This is a genomic window from Tessaracoccus caeni (genome assembly GCF_029211185.1).
GTDB classification, from domain to species: Bacteria; Actinomycetota; Actinomycetes; order Propionibacteriales; family Propionibacteriaceae; genus Arachnia; species Arachnia caeni.
Genome location: NZ_JARGDO010000011.1, coordinates 61,631 through 81,160, shown reverse-complemented (window position 1 = coordinate 81,160; position 19,530 = coordinate 61,631). Strand labels below are relative to the sequence as shown.

The following is a 19,530-nucleotide window of genomic DNA, read 5'->3' as shown; positions in this document are numbered from 1 at the left end:
AGATTCAGTTCTCGACGGCGGCCATCACCTTGGTCTCGGCGATGTCGTCGGCCTCCACGGGCTGAACCGCCGTCTCGACGACATCCTGCTCGGAGATCGACTCCTCCTCGTCCGCAAACGCGCCGAGGGATCCGCCGCCGATGGTGGACAGCACCTGACGCACGTTGGCCAGTTGTGCGGTGATGGCGTCGCGGCGCTCAACGATCGCCGCGAGCTCGCGCTCGCCCTCCAGGCGAACACGCTCGGCCTCCTCGCGGGCCGCAGCCACCACCTGCTCGGCGTCGCGGAATCCCTGCTCGCGCACCGCTTCGGCCTGGCTCTGAGCGTCGGCGACGATCCGCAACGCCTCGTTCTCCGCAGCCCGCACGTTCTCGTCGGCGACGCGCAACTGCTCCTGGCGATCGCCCAGCTGCTGCGCGAACTCAGCATCGGCGCGCTCGCGACGCTCGGCAAGGGTGCGGTCGAAATCAGCAGCGGCCTCGGCGGCAGCGGCGCGCTGCGCCTCATAGATGGCCTCGCCCTCAGCTCTGCGCGCGGCCGCTTCGCGGTCGGCCAGCTCGACCGTCTCCTGCGCCTGGCGCTGAGCGGAGGTCAGAATCTCTTCGGCCTGCGCGTCGACGGCGGTGCGGGTCTCCACCGCGTATCGGTTGGCCTGCGCGGCGGTCTGATCCGCCCGGTCGGTGGCAAGCGCGACGAGCGCCTGGGCCTCTTCATGGGCGGAACGACGAAGCTCGTCGGCCTCTTCATCGGCGAGGGTGAGGATCCGGCCGATGCGCTCGCCCAGCCCGGCGTAGGTGGGTACCGCGACGGTCTCGCTCGCCCGGACGGCGTCGGCCACCCTGGCTTCCGCGGCCACCACCCGGCGCTCCAGTGCCGACTGACCCTGACGGGTCTCGTTCAGCTGGGCGGTGAGCCGCCCCACCTCCGTGCGTGCCCCCTCCAGCGCCTTCGCCAAGGCAGAGATCTCCGCATCAACCTGGGCCGGCTCGTAGCCGCGCAGGACAGTACGGAAGGTGGCCTGAGTCATGGTTCCTCGTTTCGTTTCGGTATCAATTGGGTGGGCAGCGCGCTATGCGAGGGACTCCTGGGAGACTCCCCGGAGAAAGCCGGCGCCCCAGCATACGTGCATGACCGCGAGCACCGCGGGCAGCCGCAACCGGGCCGCCGTCGACGGCACGCTCATGGTCAGCGTGGCCACCACCAGGAACAACAGGTAGGCGGCCGGAGCCAGGAGCATCAGGCTCAGCAGTCGTCGATGCGTCACCAGGCCGACGAGCCCGCCGAGCAGACCGACGCCGAGGCCCGCCACGGCGACCGGGGGCATCAGGTACCGCACGCTGCGCGTCTCCGGGTAGCGCCGCATCACCTCGCGCCGCCACTGCCCGGTCTTGAAGAACTGGGTGGCGAGCGCCGACGCCGACGAGCGCGGCCAATAGGTAACGCGCAGGTCGGGGGTGAAGTAGATCAGTTTGCCGGCCTCGCGCAACCGGTGGTTGAGTTCCCAGTCCTGCGCGCGATGCATGGTCTCGTCGTAGCCGCCCACCTCCATCAAGGCCGAGCGTCGGAACGCGCCAAGGTAGACGGTGTCCGCGGGCCCGGCCGGAGTGTCCTCAAGGTGGAATCCCCCGCCGCCGAGCCCGAACGGCGAGTTGTAGGCGGCGGCCACCGCCTGCTGGAACGGCGTCTCACCGCGCGCGTCCATCAGCCCGCCGACGTTGGCGGCCCCCGTCTCCTCGAGCAGCCGGGCGACCGTCGTCAGGTAGCCGGGGCTCAACTCGCCGTGACCGTCCACCCGCACGATGGTCTCGTTGCGCGCCGCACGAATGGCGATGTTGAGTCCGGCGGGAGTGCGTCCCGTCGGATTGTCCAGCACCTTGACGCGGGGGTCTGCCGCGGCCAGATCGTCGGCGATCTCGCGGGTGCGATCCTTGGACGGCCCCACCGCCAGCAGCACCTCGATGCCGCCGTCGTAGTCCTGCTCAAGCACCCTCGCCACGGCAGCGGCGAGGTGTCGCTCCTCGTTGAGCACGGGCATGATCACGCTGATCTCCGGCGTCGCCATGGAGGGCTCCTCAGTCTCTGATGGGGAAGGTGGACTCAACGCTACTACCTCCGCGACCTATACCTAGGGCGGATGTCCTAGCTGCGGCGCGCACGTAGGCTTGGCGATCATGAGCGACAACCGTGACGATCCCAATCTGGATTGGCTGTACCGCCGAGACGAGGACGAGCGCACCTCGGTGACGCCCCCGGATCCGTCGCCCCCAGCTGCGCCCGGGGGCGGGTCGGCACCGCGCTCGACGGGCCCGATCTACGCCGAGTCGCCTGCTTCCGGCTACGCCGAACAATCGTCCGGCTACCCCAAGCCGACGTCCGGCTATCCCGATCCGCGGGCGCACGGCGCCGGGCGTCCTTCGCAGCCCAGGCCTGATCATCCGGGCGCACAGCAGACGCCGTCGCCGGCCGCCAAGCCGGCGACCCGGACGAAGGCGCCCACGACGAAGCCCCGCCGCCCCGTGCTGCGCACCGTCGGCCTCATCCTGGCGGCCTGGCTGCTGTTCATGATCGGCACGCCCGTCTATGCACTGTTCAGCATCGGCCGGGTGGACTCGACGTCGGCCAGCCCGCTCGCGAACCAGCCCGGCACCACCGTGCTGCTGGTGGGCTCCGACTCGCGCGACGACCTGAGCTTGGAGGAGCGCAAGCGCCTCGGCACGGGCCACATCGAGGGCCAGCGCACCGACACCATGATGCTGCTGCACCAGCCCAAGCAGGGCCAGCCCGTGCTGCTGTCGCTGCCCCGCGACTCGCTGGTGGACATCCCCGGACACAATCAGAACCGCCTGAACGCGTCCTTCGCCTTCGGCGGCGCCCCGCTGCTCGTCGAGACGGTGGAGGCCAATACCGGCATCCAGATCGACGGCTACCTGGAGATCGGCTTCGCGGGCGTCGTCGACCTGATCGACGCCGTCGGCGGCGTCGAGGTGTGCCCCGAGAAGGCGATCAAGGACAAGGACTCGCACCTCGACATCCCCGCGGGTTGCCAGACGCTCGACGGCGTCACCGGGCTCGGCTACGTCCGGATGCGCAAGGCCGACGCCCGCGGCGACCTGGGACGCGTGGAACGCCAGCGCGAGGTGATCGGTCAGATCACCAAACGCGCCGTCAGCCCGCTGACCCTGCTGAACCCCGTCTCCTACTGGCGGCTCAACATGGCGGCGGCCCACACGCTGCGTCGCGGTGAGGACACCAGCGTGCTGGAACTCGGAAACATGGGCCTCGGCTTCGTCGCCGTGACGCGAGGCGCCGGGTTGTCCATGACGGTGCCCGTCGCCGACGCCAATCACAACGCCGCGGGCGTGGGCTCCACCATCCTCTGGGACGAGGCGGCGGCTCAGAAGATCTTCGACGCCATCGCTAGCGGCGACACCACCGGCCTGGAGTAGGAGGTTCCCGGCGCACCTCGCGCCTGGCGCTGAAGATCCTCGGAGCCTGCCGCGGTCATCGGGCTGTCATTCGCCCTTGCTATGGTGATCTCTCCCCCCACGAAAGGCATCAGAGTGAGCGAGAATCATCCTCCCCAGCAGCCGACGCCCGATCAGCCGGGCCCGCAGTTCGCACCGCCGGGGCAGCCCGCGCAACCGCAGACGGCCGCTCCGGGCGCCCAGCCGACGCCGCCGAAGAAGCGCCGCACCGGGGTGATCGCCACCGCGGCCGTCGTGGGCGTCGCGGTGATCGGAGGCGGCATCGCGCTGGCTCTCAACCTCGCGAAGGGCGGCGACATGAACGCCGCCGACGGCCTTCCCTCCGACGCGGTCTTTGCCGCGGAGGTCAACCTCAATCCCCCGGCGGGCGACCAGCTGGCGCTGCGCGACATCGCCAAGAAGTTCCCCAACCTCGAGATGAACACCGAGACGACCGACTACAAGGAGGCCCTCTTCAGCCTGGTCGCCGGCGACACCGAGGACGTCGACTACGCCACCGACGTGAAGCCCTGGCTCGGCGACTCCGCCGCCATCGGTGTCGTGAACAGCACCGACTTCAGCCCTTATGACCCGGACGATTCGATCGTCTTCGTCGTCGACACCACCGACGCTTCCAAAGCCGAGGAGTTCTTCACCAAGAAAAACGACGACGCCGATATGAAGCATTTCTTCGTCGATGACCTGCTGGTGATCCACCCGGTCGCGCTCGACCTCAGCGCCGACGCCATCAAGGCCGCGCCGTTGAGCGCGTCCCAGGAATACACGTCCATGAAGGAGAAGCTGGGCGGCGGCCTGGTCACCGCGTACGTCAGCCCGCAGGCGATCCCGATGATTCTCGAGTCGATGGACGACCCCGAGATCCCGGAGCTTCCGGCGGCGCTTCAGCAGGAGATCGGCGCGAGCGGCGTCGCCCTCCAGGTGACCGACAACATGCTGAGCGCGAAGATCATCTCCACGTCGCCCGAGGCGATGCCCGAGATGGTCGACGTCCGCGACTTCGCCGGCGCACTGGACGGCGAATCGGTGTTCGCCCTTGCCGCGAGCCTTCCGGCCGAGGCCATCGAGAAGAACTGGGACGTGATGACCGCCACGCCCGAGATGGCAGAGATCCTGCCTCTTCTCGGCATTCAGTCGGCCGCCGACTTCAGCGCCCTCTTCGGCGAGCAGCTCGGCCTGTCGCTCAAGAGCCTGGACGCCCCTGAGCCCGTCATCGGCATCAAGGTGAAGCCCGCCGATGTCGATCGTCACACCGCGCTGCTGGAGAATCTGGAGCTCCAGCTGGGCATGCCGCTCAGCCGCGAGGTGCGCGATGGCTACTCCGGTATCAGCATCTCTCCCGCGGGCCTCGAGTCGGCCCTGGCGCCGGCCACCGCGCTGAAGGACAACGCCTCCTACACCAAGCTGACGGAGCTCTCCGGCTCGGTGAACGTGGTGATGTTCGTCAACGTCGACCCGATCCGCGACATGGCCGGTGCTCTCGGCACCGACCCGTCCAACTTCGAGGCCCTGGCCGGCGTCGGCATCGTCGGCAGCAGGCTCGACGACCACACCTCCGAGGTGCAGCTGCGGGTCGCTTTCAACTGATCGCAGCTATCGAAGAAGGGGTTCCACCGCGGTGGAACCCCTTCTTTTCTTGATCAGTGCTTCCGTAGCGCACGGCGTCGACGGATGAGCTTCACGGCCTCCTCGAAGACCAGCACCGCGACGCCCGCGCCGACGGCGAGCGCCCAGTGCGCCGCGCTGATCGACGTCGTCCCGAAGGCGTGCTGCAGGAACGGCACCTCGACGACGAGCACCTGGGCCACCGTCGCCCCGGCCAGCGAGATCCACAGCCAGCGGTTGGTGAACAGGTGGTCGAAGGCGCTGGCCAGGTCGGATCGGCTGTTCAGCGCGTTGAACAGCTGCATGAACACCAGCGCGGTGAACATCGTGGTGCGGGCCACGTCGAGCTGCTGCTCCACGGGGGCCAGATGCTCCATGCCGCTCAGCAGGCCACCGGGCAGCGTGAGGTCGAGCACCACCAGGCCGAGCAGGCCCATCACCAGGCCGATGCCGATGATCCGGCTCCACATGTGCCCGTCGATGATGCGCTCGTCCATGCTCCGGGGCGTGCGGGCCATCACGTCGTCGATCTCGGGATCGACGCCCATGGCCAGCGCCGGGCCGGAGTCGGTGACCAGGTTGATCCAGAGGATCTGGGTGGCCAGCAGCGGCACGACGGCGGCGCCGGGGTTGGCAGGATCGGCTAGGCCGATCACGCCACTCAGAACCACGCCGAAGAAGACGGTGGCCACCTCTCCCATGTTGGAGCTCAGCAGGTAGCGGATGAACTTCTTGATGTTGTCGAAGATCACGCGGCCTCGCCGCACCGCGGCGACGATCGTCGAGTAGTTGTCGTCGCCGAGGATCATCTCCCCGGCCTCCTTGGTCACCTCGGTGCCGGTGATGCCCATGGCGATGCCGATGTCGGCCGACTTCAGCGCGGGGGCGTCGTTGACGCCGTCACCGGTCATAGCGACGATCTGCCGGTTGGCCTGGAGCGCGTCGACGATGCGGAGCTTATGCTCGGGCGAGACGCGCGCATAGACGCGGGCTTCCTTCACCACCTCGGAGAGACGGGCATCGTCCATCTCCTCCAGTTCACGGCCGGTCACCGCCACGATCTCGTGGCCGTCCTCGACGATGCCGAGATCGGACGCGATCCGAGCGGCGGTGACGGGGTGGTCGCCGGTGATCATCACGGTCTTGATACCGGCGCGGTGAGCGTCGGCGATGGCGTCGGCGGCCTCCTGGCGAGGCGGGTCGATGATGCCGACGACGCCCGCGAAGACGAGGTCTCGCTCGGAGTCCTCGCCGAACTCCTCCCGATCGGTGTCATCCGCATCTCTCCATGCGACCCCCAGCGTGCGGTAGCCCTGCTCGCTGAGACTCACGACGACGCGTTCCAGTTCGGCGCGACGCTCATCGGTCAGGGGCCGGGCGACCTGGCCCACCTGCTCGGCGACGCAGCGACCCAGCAGCACGTCGGGAGCACCCTTGGCGAGCACCCGCACCTTGTCATCGGCGGCACCGAGCACCGACATCATCTTGCGCTCCGAGTCGAACGGAGCCTCGGCGTGACGCTCGTGGGCGTCGGCGCGCTCGGTCACCCCGTCGAGCTTGGGCGCCGCAACCAGGAAGGCCGCCTCGGTGGGATCGCCCTGGATCTGCCAGTAGCCATTCACCTGATCGAGCTGGGCATTGCTCGCCACCGAGCCCGCCGCCAACACGATCCGCGCCTCGTCCATGACGGCGTCGCGATCGCCGTCGACGACGGTGGCCTCCCCCACCGGCTCGTAGCCGGTGCCGGACAGCTCCACGCGACCCGACGCGGTGACGATCTCGCGCAGCGTCATCTCGTTCTTGGTGAGGGTGCCCGTCTTGTCGGAGCAGATCACCGAAACCGAGCCGAGGGTCTCCACCGACTCCAGGTTCTTCATCACTGCGTTGCGCCGGGCCATGGCCTGCACGCCGATGGCCAGCACCAGAGACAGGATCGCGGGCAACCCTTCGGGCACCGCCGCCACCGCGAGCGAGACGCCCATCAGCAGGATCTCGACGGCTTCCTCGGCGGAGTCGACGCCGTTGACCAGCGCGACGACGGCCATCACGCCGATCGCGATCAGGATCACCAGCAGCCCCAGTGCCTTGGAGATCTTCGCGATCTCCACTTGCAGCGGCGACGGCTCGTCTTCAGTCTCGTCGAGCAGGGTGGCGATCTTACCCACCTCGGTGTTCATGCCCGTGCCGGTGACCACCGCCCGGCCGACACCGCGCGCCACCGCCGTGCCCTTGAACACCATGTTGCGCCGATCGCCCAGCTGGGCGGGCGCGTTCAGCGTGCCCGCGTCCTTGGCGACGGCCTCCGACTCACCGGTCAGCGACGCCTCCTGCACCCGCAGCGAGGAGACGCTGATCAGGCGCGCATCGGCGCCCACCGCGTCGCCCTCCGACAGCACCAACACGTCACCGGGAACGATGTCGGCCGACGCCACGTCGGTCAGCCGACCGTCGCGCAGCACGGTGGCGTGGGACGCGGTCATGTCGGCCAGCGCGGCCACCGCGTCCGCGGCCTTGTTCTCCTGGACGAAGCCGATGATGGCGTTGGCCAGCACGATCGCGAGGATCACGACGGCGTCGATCGGAACGCCGGTGGCGCCCTCCAGAATCCAGGCGACCACCGAGATGACGATGGCCACCAGCAGCAGATAGACCAGCGGATCAGCGAACTGCCTCAAGAAGCGCCGCCACGCGGGCTCGCCCTCCTTGGCACGAAGCTCGTTGGGCCCGTAGCGCTCCAGCCGGGCGGCGGCCTCTGCCGTGCTCAGTCCGACTTCGACGTCGACATCACGCGTGCGTGACACCTGCTCAGCCGGTAGAAGAGACGGATCCTGTTCTCTGATGCCGACCTGAGCGGTCACCGCGCATCATCCCTTTCGTATGTTCGCGCCCTTCGCACGGGCCATGTCCCGCAGCTCGGCCTGGAAGTCGACCATCTGCTGCAGCACGTCGTCGTCCTGGATTCCCAGCATCCGCACCGCCAGCAGGCCCGCGTTACGCGCGTTGCCGATGGCCACCGTGGCGACCGGCACCCCGGCCGGCATCTGCACGATGGAGAGGAGGGAGTCCATTCCGTCGAGATACTTCAAAGGTACCGGCACCCCGATCACGGGCAAGGGGGTGAGGGCAGCGAGCATGCCGGGCAGGTGGGCCGCACCGCCGGCACCGGCGATGATCACCTTGATGCCGCGCTGGTGTGCCTCGCGGCCGAAGGCCACCATGTCCTCGGGCATCCGGTGCGCCGAGACCACGTCGGCCTCGTACGCGACGCCGAACTCGGTCAGCGCGTCGGCCGCGGCCTTCATCGTGGGCCAGTCGGAGTCGGAGCCCATCACGATCGAGACGAGCGGCGGGGTGGAGGTATCAGGCATTGGGGTCTCCCATCAGGTAGCCGGCGGCATGGCGGGCGCGGCGCAGCACGTCGTCGAGGTCGGGGCCGAAGGCGGTGACGTGGCCCACCTTGCGGCCCGGCGTCACCTCCTTGCCGTAGAGGTGGACGCGAATGGCACGATCGCGGGCGAAGACGTGCAACAGGGCACCGGTGAGATCTGGCTCGGTGCCGCCCAGCACGTTGGTCATCACGACGTGCTCCGCGCGCAGTTCCGGGGATCCGAGCGGCAGGTCCAGCACCGCGCGGATGTGGTTCTCGAACTGGCTGGTCAGCGCTCCATCGATGCTCCAATGGCCCGTGTTGTGCGGGCGCATGGCCAGCTCGTTGACGACGATGCGGCCGTCCGGGGCTTCCATCAACTCCACGGCCAGCACGCCGACGACGCCCAGTTCGGTGGCGATGTTGATGGCCATCACCTGAAGCTCGGCGGCGCGCTCGTCGTCCAAGCCGGGCGCGGGGGTGATGGTCTCGACGCAGATGCCGTCGGTCTGGGTGGTCTGGCTGATGGGATAGGCGACGACCTGCCCCGACGGCGCCCGCACCACCAGTGCGGAGAGTTCCCGCACGAAGTCGATGTACTCCTCGGCGACGATGCGCACCCGTTCCCCTGCGGACATGGCGGGCTTGTTCGCGAAGATCTCGAAGACCTCGTCGCGAGAGCCGACCTTCCAGACGCCCTTGCCGTCGTAGCCGCCGCGCGACGTCTTCAGGATGATCGGCCAGCCCTGGGCATCGCCGAACGCGATCGCCTGGGCCGCGTCATCACAGATGGCGAAGGCGGGGCACGGGATGCCGAAATCGCTCAGGTACTCGCGCATCTCGGCCTTGTCCTGCGCATAGACCAAGGCCTTCGGCCCGGGCCGCACCGCGGCGAACTCGCCGAGTTCCTCGAGGTACTTTGTGGGCACGTGCTCATGGTCGAACGTGATGGCGTCGCAACCTTCGGCGAAGCGACGCAGCACGTCGAGTTCGCGGTAGTCGCCGACGATGGTGTCAGCAACCACTTGGGCAGCGGATACGTCGGGCCCTTCGGCCAGCAGCCGCACGTCGATCCCCAGCGGGATCGCCGCCTGATGCATCATGCGGGCCAACTGCCCGCCTCCGGCAATGCCCACTCGGTAGCGCCTCGTCACGGGCACAGCCTAATGGCTCCGAAGGACAGGCTCACTCCCCCAGTTCGCGACGATCGGGATCTGGCCCGTCGTCGAAGAGCAGCTCGGTGATGGCGACGTGCACCCGCTCGACGCGTGGCACGTCGTCGAGGATCAGCGGGTTGCCGGCGGCTGTCTCGAACACCAGGGTGCCGCACCCGAGGATCCGGTCGACCAGGCTGTGCTCGTAGTTCACGTTGTTGATCCGGCGCAGCGGTAGGTCGTGGCCACGCTTGTTGAGGATGCCCGTGCGGGTGATGATGCGCCGGTCGGTGATGGTGTAGGTGGAGGTGTACCAGTTGAGGAAGGGCACGATCACCAGCCAGATCAGCAGGATGGCCACGATGCCGGCCTCGATGTAATAGGCCAGCGGCGTCCACTCCGGCGGGAACAGCGCCGTCGCCACCCCGGTTGCCGCGCCCAGAACGATGAGGGCCGCGACAGGCCCGAGCAGTCGCTTCGCGTGGGTGCGCAGGTGCAACACGACGTTTTCGTCGGCCCCGAGGAGATCCTTGCTGATAGCCATGCCCCAAGCATGACACGCCGCACCGACAGCTCCGAGGGACCCCGCGAGAACTGGCACCGCCGTCGCGAGGCCTGCCGAAGGCCTACCGGGGTTGATTCCGTCAGTTTTCTCTCGATACCGCGGTATCGGGGCTCTGGATGTCGGCATGCTGTCATCCACAACCCCGATAACCCCGGATGAGCCCGAGCACTGACGGATTCAGCCCCGATCCTCTCGGACCCAGGACGAAATCAACCTCGATCGCCCGCCCCGCCGACGGTTCAGCGGGGAAGACGGGCATGGATGACGTCGCCGACGGCGAAGGCGCGTACCCCGCGGGCGGTCTCGACGAGCAGGCGGCCGAACTCGTCGACGCCCACTCCCCTGCCGGTGACGGTTTCGGTGTCTGAGACGACGATCCGCAGCTCGGCTCCCACGGAGGCGCAGCGTCGCTGGTAGGCGACGCGAAGATCGGGATCCTCTCGCCACCCGCGGTAGAGGTTCTCGAAGTGGCGCAGCACGCCGGCCACCACGTCGAGGGTGTTCACCTCGAAGCCGGCCAGCGCCAGCGACGTGGCGTTCGGCACCGGCAGCTCGTCCTCGGTGAGCGCGATGTTGATGCCCATGCCCACCACCGCGCGGGCGCCGTCGGCGTGCTCGATCCGCTCGGAGAGGATGCCGCACACCTTCTTGCCGTCGATCAGCACGTCGTTGGGCCATTTCAGTTCCACCGAGACCCCAGCCGGAGACAGCTCCTCCAGCGCCTCGGTGATCGCCATTCCCGCCAACAACGACAGCCACCCCCATGCGGTCGGGCCATGCTCAGGTTTCAGCAGCACCGAGATCGCCACCGACGACCGCGCCGGCGAGACCCAGGTCCGGGCCAGCCGCCCTCGTCCGCTGGTCTGCTCGTCGGCGATCCGCACCGCGCCCTCCGTCTCACCCAGGCGCGCACGAGCGCTGAGATCGGCGTTGGTGGAGCCGGTCGTCGGCACCCACTCGACGGGACGCCACATGGTCCGCGGGCCCAACAGGCTGGTCAGTTCATCGAGGCGCGTGGCGTCATTCGGCACGGCGCCAGCCTACCGAGCCGCGCCCGGAGGGATTTTCCGGATCGGCCCAACAGCCAGATGCGTCGCCCTATTGTGTCCACCATGGAGATAGACATCCACACCACTGCTGGTCGGATCGCGAATCTCGGCGTGCGCATCGACGAAGCCGTGCACGCCGGCTCTCCCGCTGCGATCGAGCGGCACAAGGCCAAAGGCAAGATGACCGCGCGCGAGCGGGTGCTCGCGCTGCTCGACGAGGGCAGCTTCGCCGAGTTCGACCAGTTCTCCCGCCATCGCTTCTCCGTGTTCGGGATGGAGAACAACCGGCCCTTCGGCGACGGCGTGATCACCGGCACCGGCTCCATCCACGGCCGACCTGTCTGCGTGTTCAGTCAGGACGTCACCGTCTTCGGCGGGGCGCTGGGTCAGGTCTACGGCGAGAAGATCGTCAAGATCCAGGACTTCGCGCTGAAGACCGGCGTGCCGCTGGTGGGCATCATCGAGGGCGGCGGCGCCCGCATCCAGGAGGGCGTCGTCTCGCTGGCGCTCTATGGCGAGCTGTTCCGACGCCACACCCTGGCCTCCGGCGTGATCCCGCAGATCTCGCTGGTGATGGGCGCGGCGGCCGGCGGCCACGTCTACGGCCCGGCGCTGACCGACTTCGTCATCATGGTCGACCAGACCTCGCAGATGTTCATCACCGGCCCGGAGGTGATCAAGACGGTCACCGGCGAAGAGGTCTCGATGGAAGACCTGGGCGGCGGACGAACCCATTCCAGCAAGTCCGGTAACTCGCACTACCTGGCCGCCAACGAGACCGACGCCATCGAGTACGCGCGCGACCTGCTGAGCTATCTGCCGCAGAACAACCTGGAAGACCCGCCGATCTATGACGACGACGAGGTGGACCTGACGATCACCGACCATGATCGCGAGCTGGACCGGCTCATCCCCGACTCGGCCAACCAGCCCTACGACATGCGCGAGATCATCCACAACGTGCTCGACGACGACGAGTTCCTCGAGGTGATGGAGCTGTTCGCGCCGTCGATCATCGTGGGCTTCGGCCGCATCGAGGGCCGCTCGATCGGCGTCGTGGCCAACCAGCCCACCACCTTCGCCGGCTGCCTCGACATCGACTCGTCGGAGAAGGCCGCGCGTTTCGTGCGCACCTGCGACGCGTTCAACATCCCGGTGCTCACCTTCGTCGACACCCCCGGCTTCCTGCCCGGCGTCGCGCAGGAGCACAACGGCATCATCCGTCGCGGCGCCAAGCTGCTGTACGCCTACAGCGAGGCGACGGTGCCGCTGCTGACGGTGATCACCCGCAAGGCCTACGGCGGCGCCTACGTCGTGATGGGCTCCAAGCATCTGGGCACCGACATCAACCTGGCCTGGCCGACGGCCCAGATCGCGGTGATGGGCGCACAGGGCGCCGTGAACATCCTGTACCGCAAGCAACTGGCCGTCGCCGACGACCCCGAGGCCATGCGCGCCCGGCTCATCCAGGAGTACGACGACGAGCTCACCAACCCCTACGTCGCCGCCGACCGCGGCTACGTCGATCAGGTGATCTACCCGCACGAGACCCGCGCCCAGGTGATCCGGGCGCTGCGCCTGCTGCGCACGAAACGCGAAGCGCTGCCACCCAAGAAGCATGGGAACATTCCCCTATGAATGAGCAGCAGCCCATCGGCCTCGCCAAGGCCAACCTCTCCGAGGAGGAGACCGCAGCGGTGTTGGCCGTGTTGCGGGCAGTCAGCAGGCAGGAGCCCTTGCACTCGGCCGACGACCGGCCGCGCGCCGGCGGATGGTCGTCCTACTACCGCGGGGTGCGCTCGCAGCTGGTCTACGGCCGCGACGCCTGGCGCACCTACCACCAGCGATGACGCGCCTGATCCTGGCGTCGAAGTCTCCGGCGCGTCTAGACCTGCTGCGGCACGCGGGGCTCAGTCCCGAGGTGATCGTTTCGGGCGTCGACGAGTCGCTCGTCACCGACCCCCGCCCCGGTGTGCTGCCCCTGCTGCTCGCACGCGCCAAGGGCCGCGATGTCGCAGAGAAGGTCACCGGCGACGCGGTGCTGGTGGCGTGCGACACTCTCCTGGAGTTCGAGGGGCGCATTCACGGCAAACCCGGCACCGCGGATGCCGCCCGGATGCTCTGGCGCCGGATGCGCCGTAACCAGGGCGTGATCCACACCGGGCACTATGTCTGGGCGCGCACCGACGGCGAGGCCCGCGAGGCCTGCCAGTTGCGCAGCACGGTGGTGCACTTCGCCGACCTCGACGATCGGGAGATCGACGCCTATGTCGCAACCGGAGAGCCGGAACGAGTCGCCGGCGGATTCACCGTCGACGGCCGAGGCGGCGCCTACATCACGGCCATCGACGGCGACCATTTCAACGTCTCTGGGCTCAGCCTGCCGCTGTTCCGCCAGATGGTGATCGATCTCGGCGTCGACTGGCCGAGTTTGTGGACCCCCCACGCTCCTTGAGGTGCGAGGCCGCCCGCGGCCGAGCCTCGAAAGGGCTCAGCCGACGGCTGAACGACAGACCCAGCCGGAGGTCGCGTCGGCTCTTTTCGATCGGGAGGTCGCGTCGGCTCTTTTCGAGGCTCGCTTCGCTCGCACCTCAAAGAGCGTGGATGGTGCTTCGCACTGGTCTCGATTGTCGAGGCTCGCTTCGCTCGCACCTCAAAGAGCGTAGTCAGGGCACTATTGGATCAGCAGCTGCTGGTTGACGATATCGGCGTAGAGGGTCAGGCCGTTTGCGTCGGCGACGTGCAGCACGCCGGCCAGTGACTCCGCCTCGGGCACGATCTCGGCGAGCAGGTTGGGCTGATCCAGTACCCGATCCGGGTTGAAGTGGGTGCCCTCGCGACCGTCGAAGACCGCCAGATAGAAGGTGTCAGCCTCGACCAACTCCTGGAAGAAGTGGCTGCCGTAGCTGAGCTCGGGCCGGAAGCTTCCGGCGGCGTAGGTGTGCTCGCACAGCACGGCGAACTTGTTGATGTCGACGAAGTGAGCGGGCACGCCCAGCGACGCCGTCGTGGTACCCCATCGACCCGGCCCCATCAGCAGCGCTGAGCGTCCGGCCAGGCGCCGGTTCACCTTGCCGATCATCCGCGCCACCTCGTAACGCGCCCACTCGCCGAGCGCGAGGTAGGCGTCGGGGCGCACAGCGACCACCAGGTCGAGCGGCAGCTGCGCATTGCCGCCCATGAAGGATCCGGTCGTCTTGATCAGGCAACGTTGCGCGTCGAAGACCGGCAGCTCCACCGAGCGCCCCACGCCACGCGTCTGCAGCGGACGGCACTGCACCAGGTTGAGCGTCGGCTGTCCGTAACGGTCGAAGTTGATGGTGAACTCGGTGTCGACGGGGTGCGCGTAGGCCTCGGCCAGGCACTCCAGCATGTCGGCCATCAGCTGCGGCAGATCCCCGCTCAGCAGCCCGGCGAAGTCGATCACCTCCATGGGCTGCTTCGGGGCGGGCCGTCCGCGCTCGCGCAGGCGGCGTTCCGCCGCGACATCGCGGCTGGCCAGCAGCGACCAATCCAGCCTGGCGGCAGCCTGCCGCACAACGGCCATGGGCACCGTCTCGATCGTGTCGCCGGCCAGGTCGAGCACGTCGACGCGGCGCTGCGAGTACTTGCCCGCGTCGTCCTGGCCTCCGGGGGACGCCGACGGCTCGGCCAGCGCGACGATGCGGGCGAAGTCGCCGCCCTTCCGGTCGACGGCGCGGGTGCCGAGACCCACTACCAGCCGCGCCATTCCCCGGTCGGGCAGCGTCGAGTCCCAGACGTAGAGGCTGGAGCTGTTCGCCACACCCGCCACGGACGGGAAGAACAGTTCGCCGAACAAGTCGCCCGAGACGCGCTGCACCAGCACGGCCATCTGCTCGTCGTGCTCCCCGAGCCCGCGATCGGCCCGGTAGCGCAGCGCATCCACGCCGACGGCCGACGCATAGACGGTGCGCACCGCGTCCTCGAAGGCCTGCAGCCGGGTGTCCGGATCGCCTTGGTTGGCGAGGAAGACGCTCTCGTACTTGCCGGCGAACGCGTTGCCGTAGTCGTCCTCCAGCAGGGAGCTGGAGCGCACGATGATGGGCGACGATCCGAAGTACTCCATCAGCTGCAGGAACTCCTCGCGGATCCGCTGCGGGAAGCGGCCCTGCGGGATCTTCTCGTGCAGCTCGGAGGCGGCGGCGAAGTAGCCCTCCTGCTTGTGGGCGGTCCACAGGTTCCACCAGCCGTTGCCGATCAGGAAGCTGACGAACACATCCGATCCGACGAAGAAGGAGTCGTGCGGCTCGAGGCGCCCAGAGAACCGGTTGTGCTCGTCGTGCTCGAGCATCGAGCGGGCCAGCAGCATGCCCACGGCCTTGCCTCCGATACGTCCCGTGCCGATCATCCGCGACGCCACCACGAGCAGGTCGGTCAGGTTCATGTACGTGCGGCAGAGCTCGGTCATCCGTCCCTGATGGCCGACGAGCATGCCCAGCAGGTCGTCGCGGGCGCGTTCCTGCTCGGCTTGGCTCCCGGCTACGGCCGCCCACGCCTCGTCGACCTGCCGCTCCCAGCGATCAGGGTTGTCCACCCTGCGGGTCACCGATGTGAACAGCCTCGCGGTGAGGGCGGACGAGGTGATGGAGATCGCGTCGCCGCCGGTCAGCAGGTGAGGAAAGAACATCGTCGGCGAGTGCCGGCGCCACACCTTCAGCGGCTGCACGTACAGCTCGTCGTCGATCCGGTGCAGGTCGAGCAGCAGCTGCGTGGTCTGACGGATGCCCGCGATGGTGGCGAAGGTGTGCTCGTGGCGCAGCAGCGCGAAGTAGGCGATGGTGTCCAGCTCGAACAGCGGCGGGCAGGTGATCTGGAAGAAGTTCATCACCATGAGGTCGGAGTTCCAGGCCTCGTGCAGGTCGGTGAGCGGGTCGAAGACGTAGTAGGAGAAACGCCCCACTTCGGTGAGCAGGCTCAGCACCTCGACGGAGAAGCTCTCGAAGCCGACGGTCGGGTCGATGATCCGCGTCTCGATATCATCGTGATGTTCCAGCCACGGCTCGCGGATCCCGAACCGGACGTGCACGATGCGCCGCCCGTCCTGCTTGGCCTGCGCGATGAAGGGCTCGACGACGGTAGCGAAGTCACTGGCCAGATCCACCTGCCACACCACGTTGTCGCCCAGCCGCAGTTCCTCGATGGTCTGATCCAGGCCCGCGATCCCGGTGCTCGGCTGGCGCTGCGCGTTCATATGCCCACGCTACGCGAGTCCGCCCCACAGCCCCACAACGAGGCTGATTTCGTCCAGTCAGGCGGCGATCCTGGGTTAGCGGGGGGGGGGGGGGGGGGGGGGGGGGGGGGGGCGCCCCCCCCCCCCCCCCCCCCCCCCCCGCTAACGCAAGACCGCGCTCCACAGCGACGGAAGCAGCCGTACTAAAGGCTGGTCAGGAGGTCCGATAGGACTCTGCGTCGGTGCGTAGCGTCACAGCGCTCAGGCCGTCGGTGACGGTGAAGCCGCCTACCCAGGCCTCGTTCTCGAACAGCAGCGAGTCGTCCTTGTCGGCGACGATCTCGTAGCCCATCTCCTCCAGGTGGTCGCGCAGATACTGGGCGAAGACCTCCCCGCTCGGCGCGCTGGCGACGAGGGTGATGTTGTTGACCTGGTCGACGCGTTCCACCTGCCCGACGGACGCCGGCACCGAGAAACCCTTCGGCGCGTGCTGGAATCCCATCTCGGTGAGCAGCAGCCCGCCTTCCGGCGCGACGGTGGGGGCCGCGACGCTCGGAGGCGCCGTCGGCGTCGGTTCGGCCGCCGCCGCGCATCCCGAGAGACCGACGCCGATCGCGGCGGCGGCAATGAGTCTGGCGAGGCGTCCCATTCTCACGTCCCGACGAGGTCGTCGAGAGCCACGTCGCGCGGATCCTCCAGCGCCAAGCCCACGCCGTAGTCCACCCGGGGCGCACGGGGCGTCGGCAGATCGTCGACGGGGAACCATGCCACTTCCAGCGACTCCTCGTCACCCACGGCAGGCTCACCACCCAGGTAGCGCGCCCTGAAGCCGTGATCGAGGTACTGACACACGTCGCCGTTGTCGTAGGTGCTGGGCTCGGTGACACCCAGCCACAGCATCCGCTCGATGCTGATGTCGACGCATGCCTCTTCCTTGGCCTCGCGCACGGCGGTGACCTTGGGATGCTCTCCCGGATCGACGATGCCGCTGATCAGCGCCCAGAGGCCGTTGTCAGAGCGCTTGACGAGGAGCACCTCGGCACCCCCCGCTCCTTCGCGCAGCACCACCACCGACGTGCCCATCAGCCAGAGCGGCATGGTGCCTATGTGGCGGCGAAGATCCAGGATGAACTGTGGAACCGGCATGGGGTCCATCATGGCACTTCCCCAGGACGAGTGTTTCGTCGGACAGCCCCGAGAGGATGGCTATACACTCCCCGATGAAGCGTTATTGAGGAGGCATCGTGGCCAACGCCATAACCAAAGTCCTGATCGCTAACCGGGGAGAGATCGCCGTTCGGGTCATTCGTGCCGCACGCGACGCGGGCATCGCCTCGGTGGCCGCCTACGCCGACTCCGATTCAGATTCGCTGTTCGTCACGCTCGCCGACGAGGCATTCGCCCTGAACGGTGCGACGCCCGCCGACACCTATCTGAACGTCGCCAAGCTGCTCGACATCGCCGAGCGCTCCGGCGCGGAGGCGGTGCATCCCGGCTACGGCTTCCTCGCGGAGAACGCCGACTTCGCCCAGGCCGTCATCGACGCCGGACTGATCTGGATCGGCCCTCCTCCCTCGGCCATCGACAATCTCGGCGACAAGGTGAAGGCGCGTCACATCGCGCAGAAGGTGGGCGCTCCCCTGGTGCACGGCACGGCGGATCCCGTCGCGGGCACCGACGAGGTGATCGCGTTCGCCGAGCAGTACGGTCTGCCGATCGCGATCAAGGCGGCCTACGGCGGCGGTGGGCGCGGTCTCAAGGTGGCCCGTGAGCTGGGCGAGGTGGCCGAGCTTTTCGAATCGGCGACACGCGAAGCCGTGACAGCCTTCGGCCGGGGCGAGTGCTTCGTCGAGCAGTATCTGGACAAGCCGCGCCATGTGGAGACCCAATGCCTCGCCGACGCGCACGGCAACGTCGTGGTGGTCTCGACGCGCGACTGCTCGCTCCAGCGCCGTCACCAGAAGCTGGTGGAAGAGGCACCTGCCCCATTCCTCACCGAGGAGCAGATCGAAACCCTCTACACCTCGTCCAAGGCCATTCTTCGTGAAGCCGGCTACGTGGGCGCGGGCACCTGCGAGTTCCTGGTGGCCACCGACGGCCGCATCTCCTTCCTCGAGGTGAACACCCGCCTCCAGGTGGAGCACCCCGTCTCCGAGGAGGTCACCGGCATCGATCTGGTGCGCGAGATGTTCCGCATCGCCCAGGGTGAGGAACTCGGCTACGGCGATCCGGACGTGCGCGGCCACGCGATCGAGTACCGGATCAACGCCGAGGACGCGGGCCGCAACTTCATGCCGGCCCCCGGCACCCTGGTGAAGTGGCACGCCCCATCCGGCCCTGGCGTCCGCGTCGACGAGGGCTACCACGTCGGCATGACCGTGCCCGGCGCCTTCGATTCGCTGGTGGCCAAGATCATCGTCACCGGCGCGAACCGAGAACAGGCGCTGGCCCGTTCGCGACGCGCGCTCGACGAGTTGGTGATCGAGGGCATGCCGACGGTGGTGCCGTTCCATCAGGCGGTGCTGAACGACCCCGCCTACACCGCCGATGACGGCGATTTCGCTGTGCACACGCGCTGGATCGAGACCGAGTTCACCGGCACGATCCCCGCCTACACCGGCTTGCTGGGAGAAGCCGAAGACGAGGACGAGCCGGAGGTCATCGTCGTCGAGGTCAACGGCAAACGCGTCGAGGTCAAACTGCCCGGCAGCTTCGCCGCCACTCGCCCTGCGGCGAGCAAGGTGGCGAAGAAGCCCACCAAGCGCGACCGTGGCGGCAGCAAGGTCTCGGCCCCCAGTGGCAACGCCCTGGTCTCCCCCATGCAGTGCACGGTGGTGAAGGTCAACGTCGAGGAAGGAACCGAGGTTGCGGAGGGTGACGCCGTCGTCGTCATCGAGGCGATGAAGATGGAGCAGCCGCTGAACGCCCACCGCAGCGGCGTGATCGCGGCGCTGAAGGTGGCCGCCGGCGACGCGATCACCAGCGGCTTCGTCGTCTGCGAGATCGTCGACGCGGAGTAGCTCACAGCTACCGCACAGACTCGCGGAACATACTGGGGACTCCAAGCGACGTGCTTGGAGTCCCCGGCTACATTTGAGGGGAAGTTGAGAGGGAAAA

The 19,530-nt window shown here is 68.1% G+C and carries 16 protein-coding genes; 6 read left to right on the top strand and 10 right to left on the bottom strand.

What is annotated here, in order from left to right; all coding sequences use genetic code 11:
* Positions 1-4: 4 nt before the first annotated feature.
* The gene (locus P0D62_RS11235) at positions 5-1,027 is read right to left on the bottom strand and encodes a coiled-coil domain-containing protein (protein ID WP_275702644.1); all 1,023 of its coding nucleotides are present in this window, start codon (positions 1,025-1,027) and stop codon (positions 5-7) included.
* A gap of 42 nt (positions 1,028-1,069) precedes the next feature.
* Positions 1,070-2,062, bottom strand: coding sequence for a glycosyltransferase family 2 protein (locus P0D62_RS11230; RefSeq protein WP_275702643.1), 993 nt, complete (start codon positions 2,060-2,062; stop codon positions 1,070-1,072).
* Positions 2,063-2,171: 109 nt separating this feature from the next.
* Here P0D62_RS11230 and P0D62_RS11225 point away from each other — a divergent pair, with 109 nt between their 5' ends.
* Positions 2,172-3,446, top strand: coding sequence for an LCP family protein (locus P0D62_RS11225; protein WP_275702642.1), 1,275 nt, complete (start codon positions 2,172-2,174; stop codon positions 3,444-3,446).
* 114 nt (positions 3,447-3,560) lie between these two features.
* A complete protein-coding gene (locus P0D62_RS11220) occupies positions 3,561-5,069 on the top strand; it encodes a DUF3352 domain-containing protein (protein ID WP_275702641.1) in 1,509 nt (502 codons plus the stop codon).
* Positions 5,070-5,122: 53 nt separating this feature from the next.
* Here P0D62_RS11220 and P0D62_RS11215 read toward each other — a convergent pair whose 3' ends face one another.
* The 5 genes from P0D62_RS11215 to P0D62_RS11195 form a co-directional block, all read right to left on the bottom strand.
* Positions 5,123-7,945, bottom strand: coding sequence for a cation-translocating P-type ATPase (locus P0D62_RS11215; RefSeq protein ID WP_275702640.1), 2,823 nt, complete (start codon positions 7,943-7,945; stop codon positions 5,123-5,125).
* A gap of 6 nt (positions 7,946-7,951) precedes the next feature.
* On the bottom strand, positions 7,952-8,455 hold the full coding sequence (gene purE / locus P0D62_RS11210) for a 5-(carboxyamino)imidazole ribonucleotide mutase (RefSeq protein WP_275702639.1): 504 nt from the start codon (positions 8,453-8,455) through the stop codon (positions 7,952-7,954).
* Complete coding sequence (locus P0D62_RS11205) at positions 8,448-9,614, bottom strand: 5-(carboxyamino)imidazole ribonucleotide synthase (RefSeq protein WP_406708244.1); 1,167 nt, start codon at positions 9,612-9,614, stop codon at positions 8,448-8,450. The genes purE and P0D62_RS11205 overlap by 8 nt, the downstream gene beginning before the upstream one ends.
* 25 nt (positions 9,615-9,639) lie before the next feature.
* Complete coding sequence (locus tag P0D62_RS11200; protein WP_275702637.1) at positions 9,640-10,152, bottom strand: PH domain-containing protein; 513 nt, start codon at positions 10,150-10,152, stop codon at positions 9,640-9,642.
* A gap of 260 nt (positions 10,153-10,412) precedes the next feature.
* Entirely contained in the window at positions 10,413-11,204 is a 792-nt protein-coding gene (locus tag P0D62_RS11195) for a biotin--[acetyl-CoA-carboxylase] ligase (protein WP_275702636.1), read from the bottom strand.
* Between the two features lie 81 nt (positions 11,205-11,285).
* Here P0D62_RS11195 and P0D62_RS11190 point away from each other — a divergent pair, with 81 nt between their 5' ends.
* The 3 genes from P0D62_RS11190 to P0D62_RS11180 are packed head-to-tail and all read left to right on the top strand — an operon-like array spanning position 11,286 to position 13,677.
* Positions 11,286-12,860 carry an acyl-CoA carboxylase subunit beta gene (locus tag P0D62_RS11190; protein ID WP_275702635.1) on the top strand — a complete coding sequence of 525 codons (1,575 nt, stop codon included), beginning with the start codon at positions 11,286-11,288 and terminating at the stop codon, positions 12,858-12,860.
* Positions 12,857-13,072 (top strand): acyl-CoA carboxylase subunit epsilon, encoded by a 216-nt coding sequence (locus P0D62_RS11185; RefSeq protein WP_275702634.1) that lies wholly within the window; start codon positions 12,857-12,859, stop codon positions 13,070-13,072. The genes P0D62_RS11190 and P0D62_RS11185 overlap by 4 nt, the downstream gene beginning before the upstream one ends.
* A complete protein-coding gene (locus tag P0D62_RS11180; protein ID WP_275702633.1) occupies positions 13,069-13,677 on the top strand; it encodes a Maf family protein in 609 nt (202 codons plus the stop codon). Before P0D62_RS11185 ends, P0D62_RS11180 begins: the two co-directional genes overlap by 4 nt.
* Positions 13,678-13,896: 219 nt before the next feature.
* Here the strand turns inward: P0D62_RS11180 and P0D62_RS11175 are convergent, their stop codons facing one another.
* From P0D62_RS11175 to P0D62_RS11165, 3 genes are all read right to left on the bottom strand, one after another.
* A complete protein-coding gene (locus tag P0D62_RS11175; RefSeq protein ID WP_275702632.1) occupies positions 13,897-16,434 on the bottom strand; it encodes a PEP/pyruvate-binding domain-containing protein in 2,538 nt (845 codons plus the stop codon).
* Between the two features lie 193 nt (positions 16,435-16,627).
* On the bottom strand, positions 16,628-17,062 hold the full coding sequence (locus P0D62_RS11170; RefSeq protein WP_275702631.1) for a hypothetical protein: 435 nt from the start codon (positions 17,060-17,062) through the stop codon (positions 16,628-16,630).
* A gap of 2 nt (positions 17,063-17,064) precedes the next feature.
* Positions 17,065-17,559, bottom strand: coding sequence for an NUDIX hydrolase (locus tag P0D62_RS11165; RefSeq protein ID WP_275702630.1), 495 nt, complete (start codon positions 17,557-17,559; stop codon positions 17,065-17,067).
* Positions 17,560-17,657: 98 nt separating this feature from the next.
* Here P0D62_RS11165 and P0D62_RS11160 point away from each other — a divergent pair, with 98 nt between their 5' ends.
* Complete coding sequence (locus P0D62_RS11160; RefSeq protein WP_275702629.1) at positions 17,658-19,433, top strand: ATP-binding protein; 1,776 nt, start codon at positions 17,658-17,660, stop codon at positions 19,431-19,433.
* Positions 19,434-19,530: the final 97 nt, after the last annotated feature.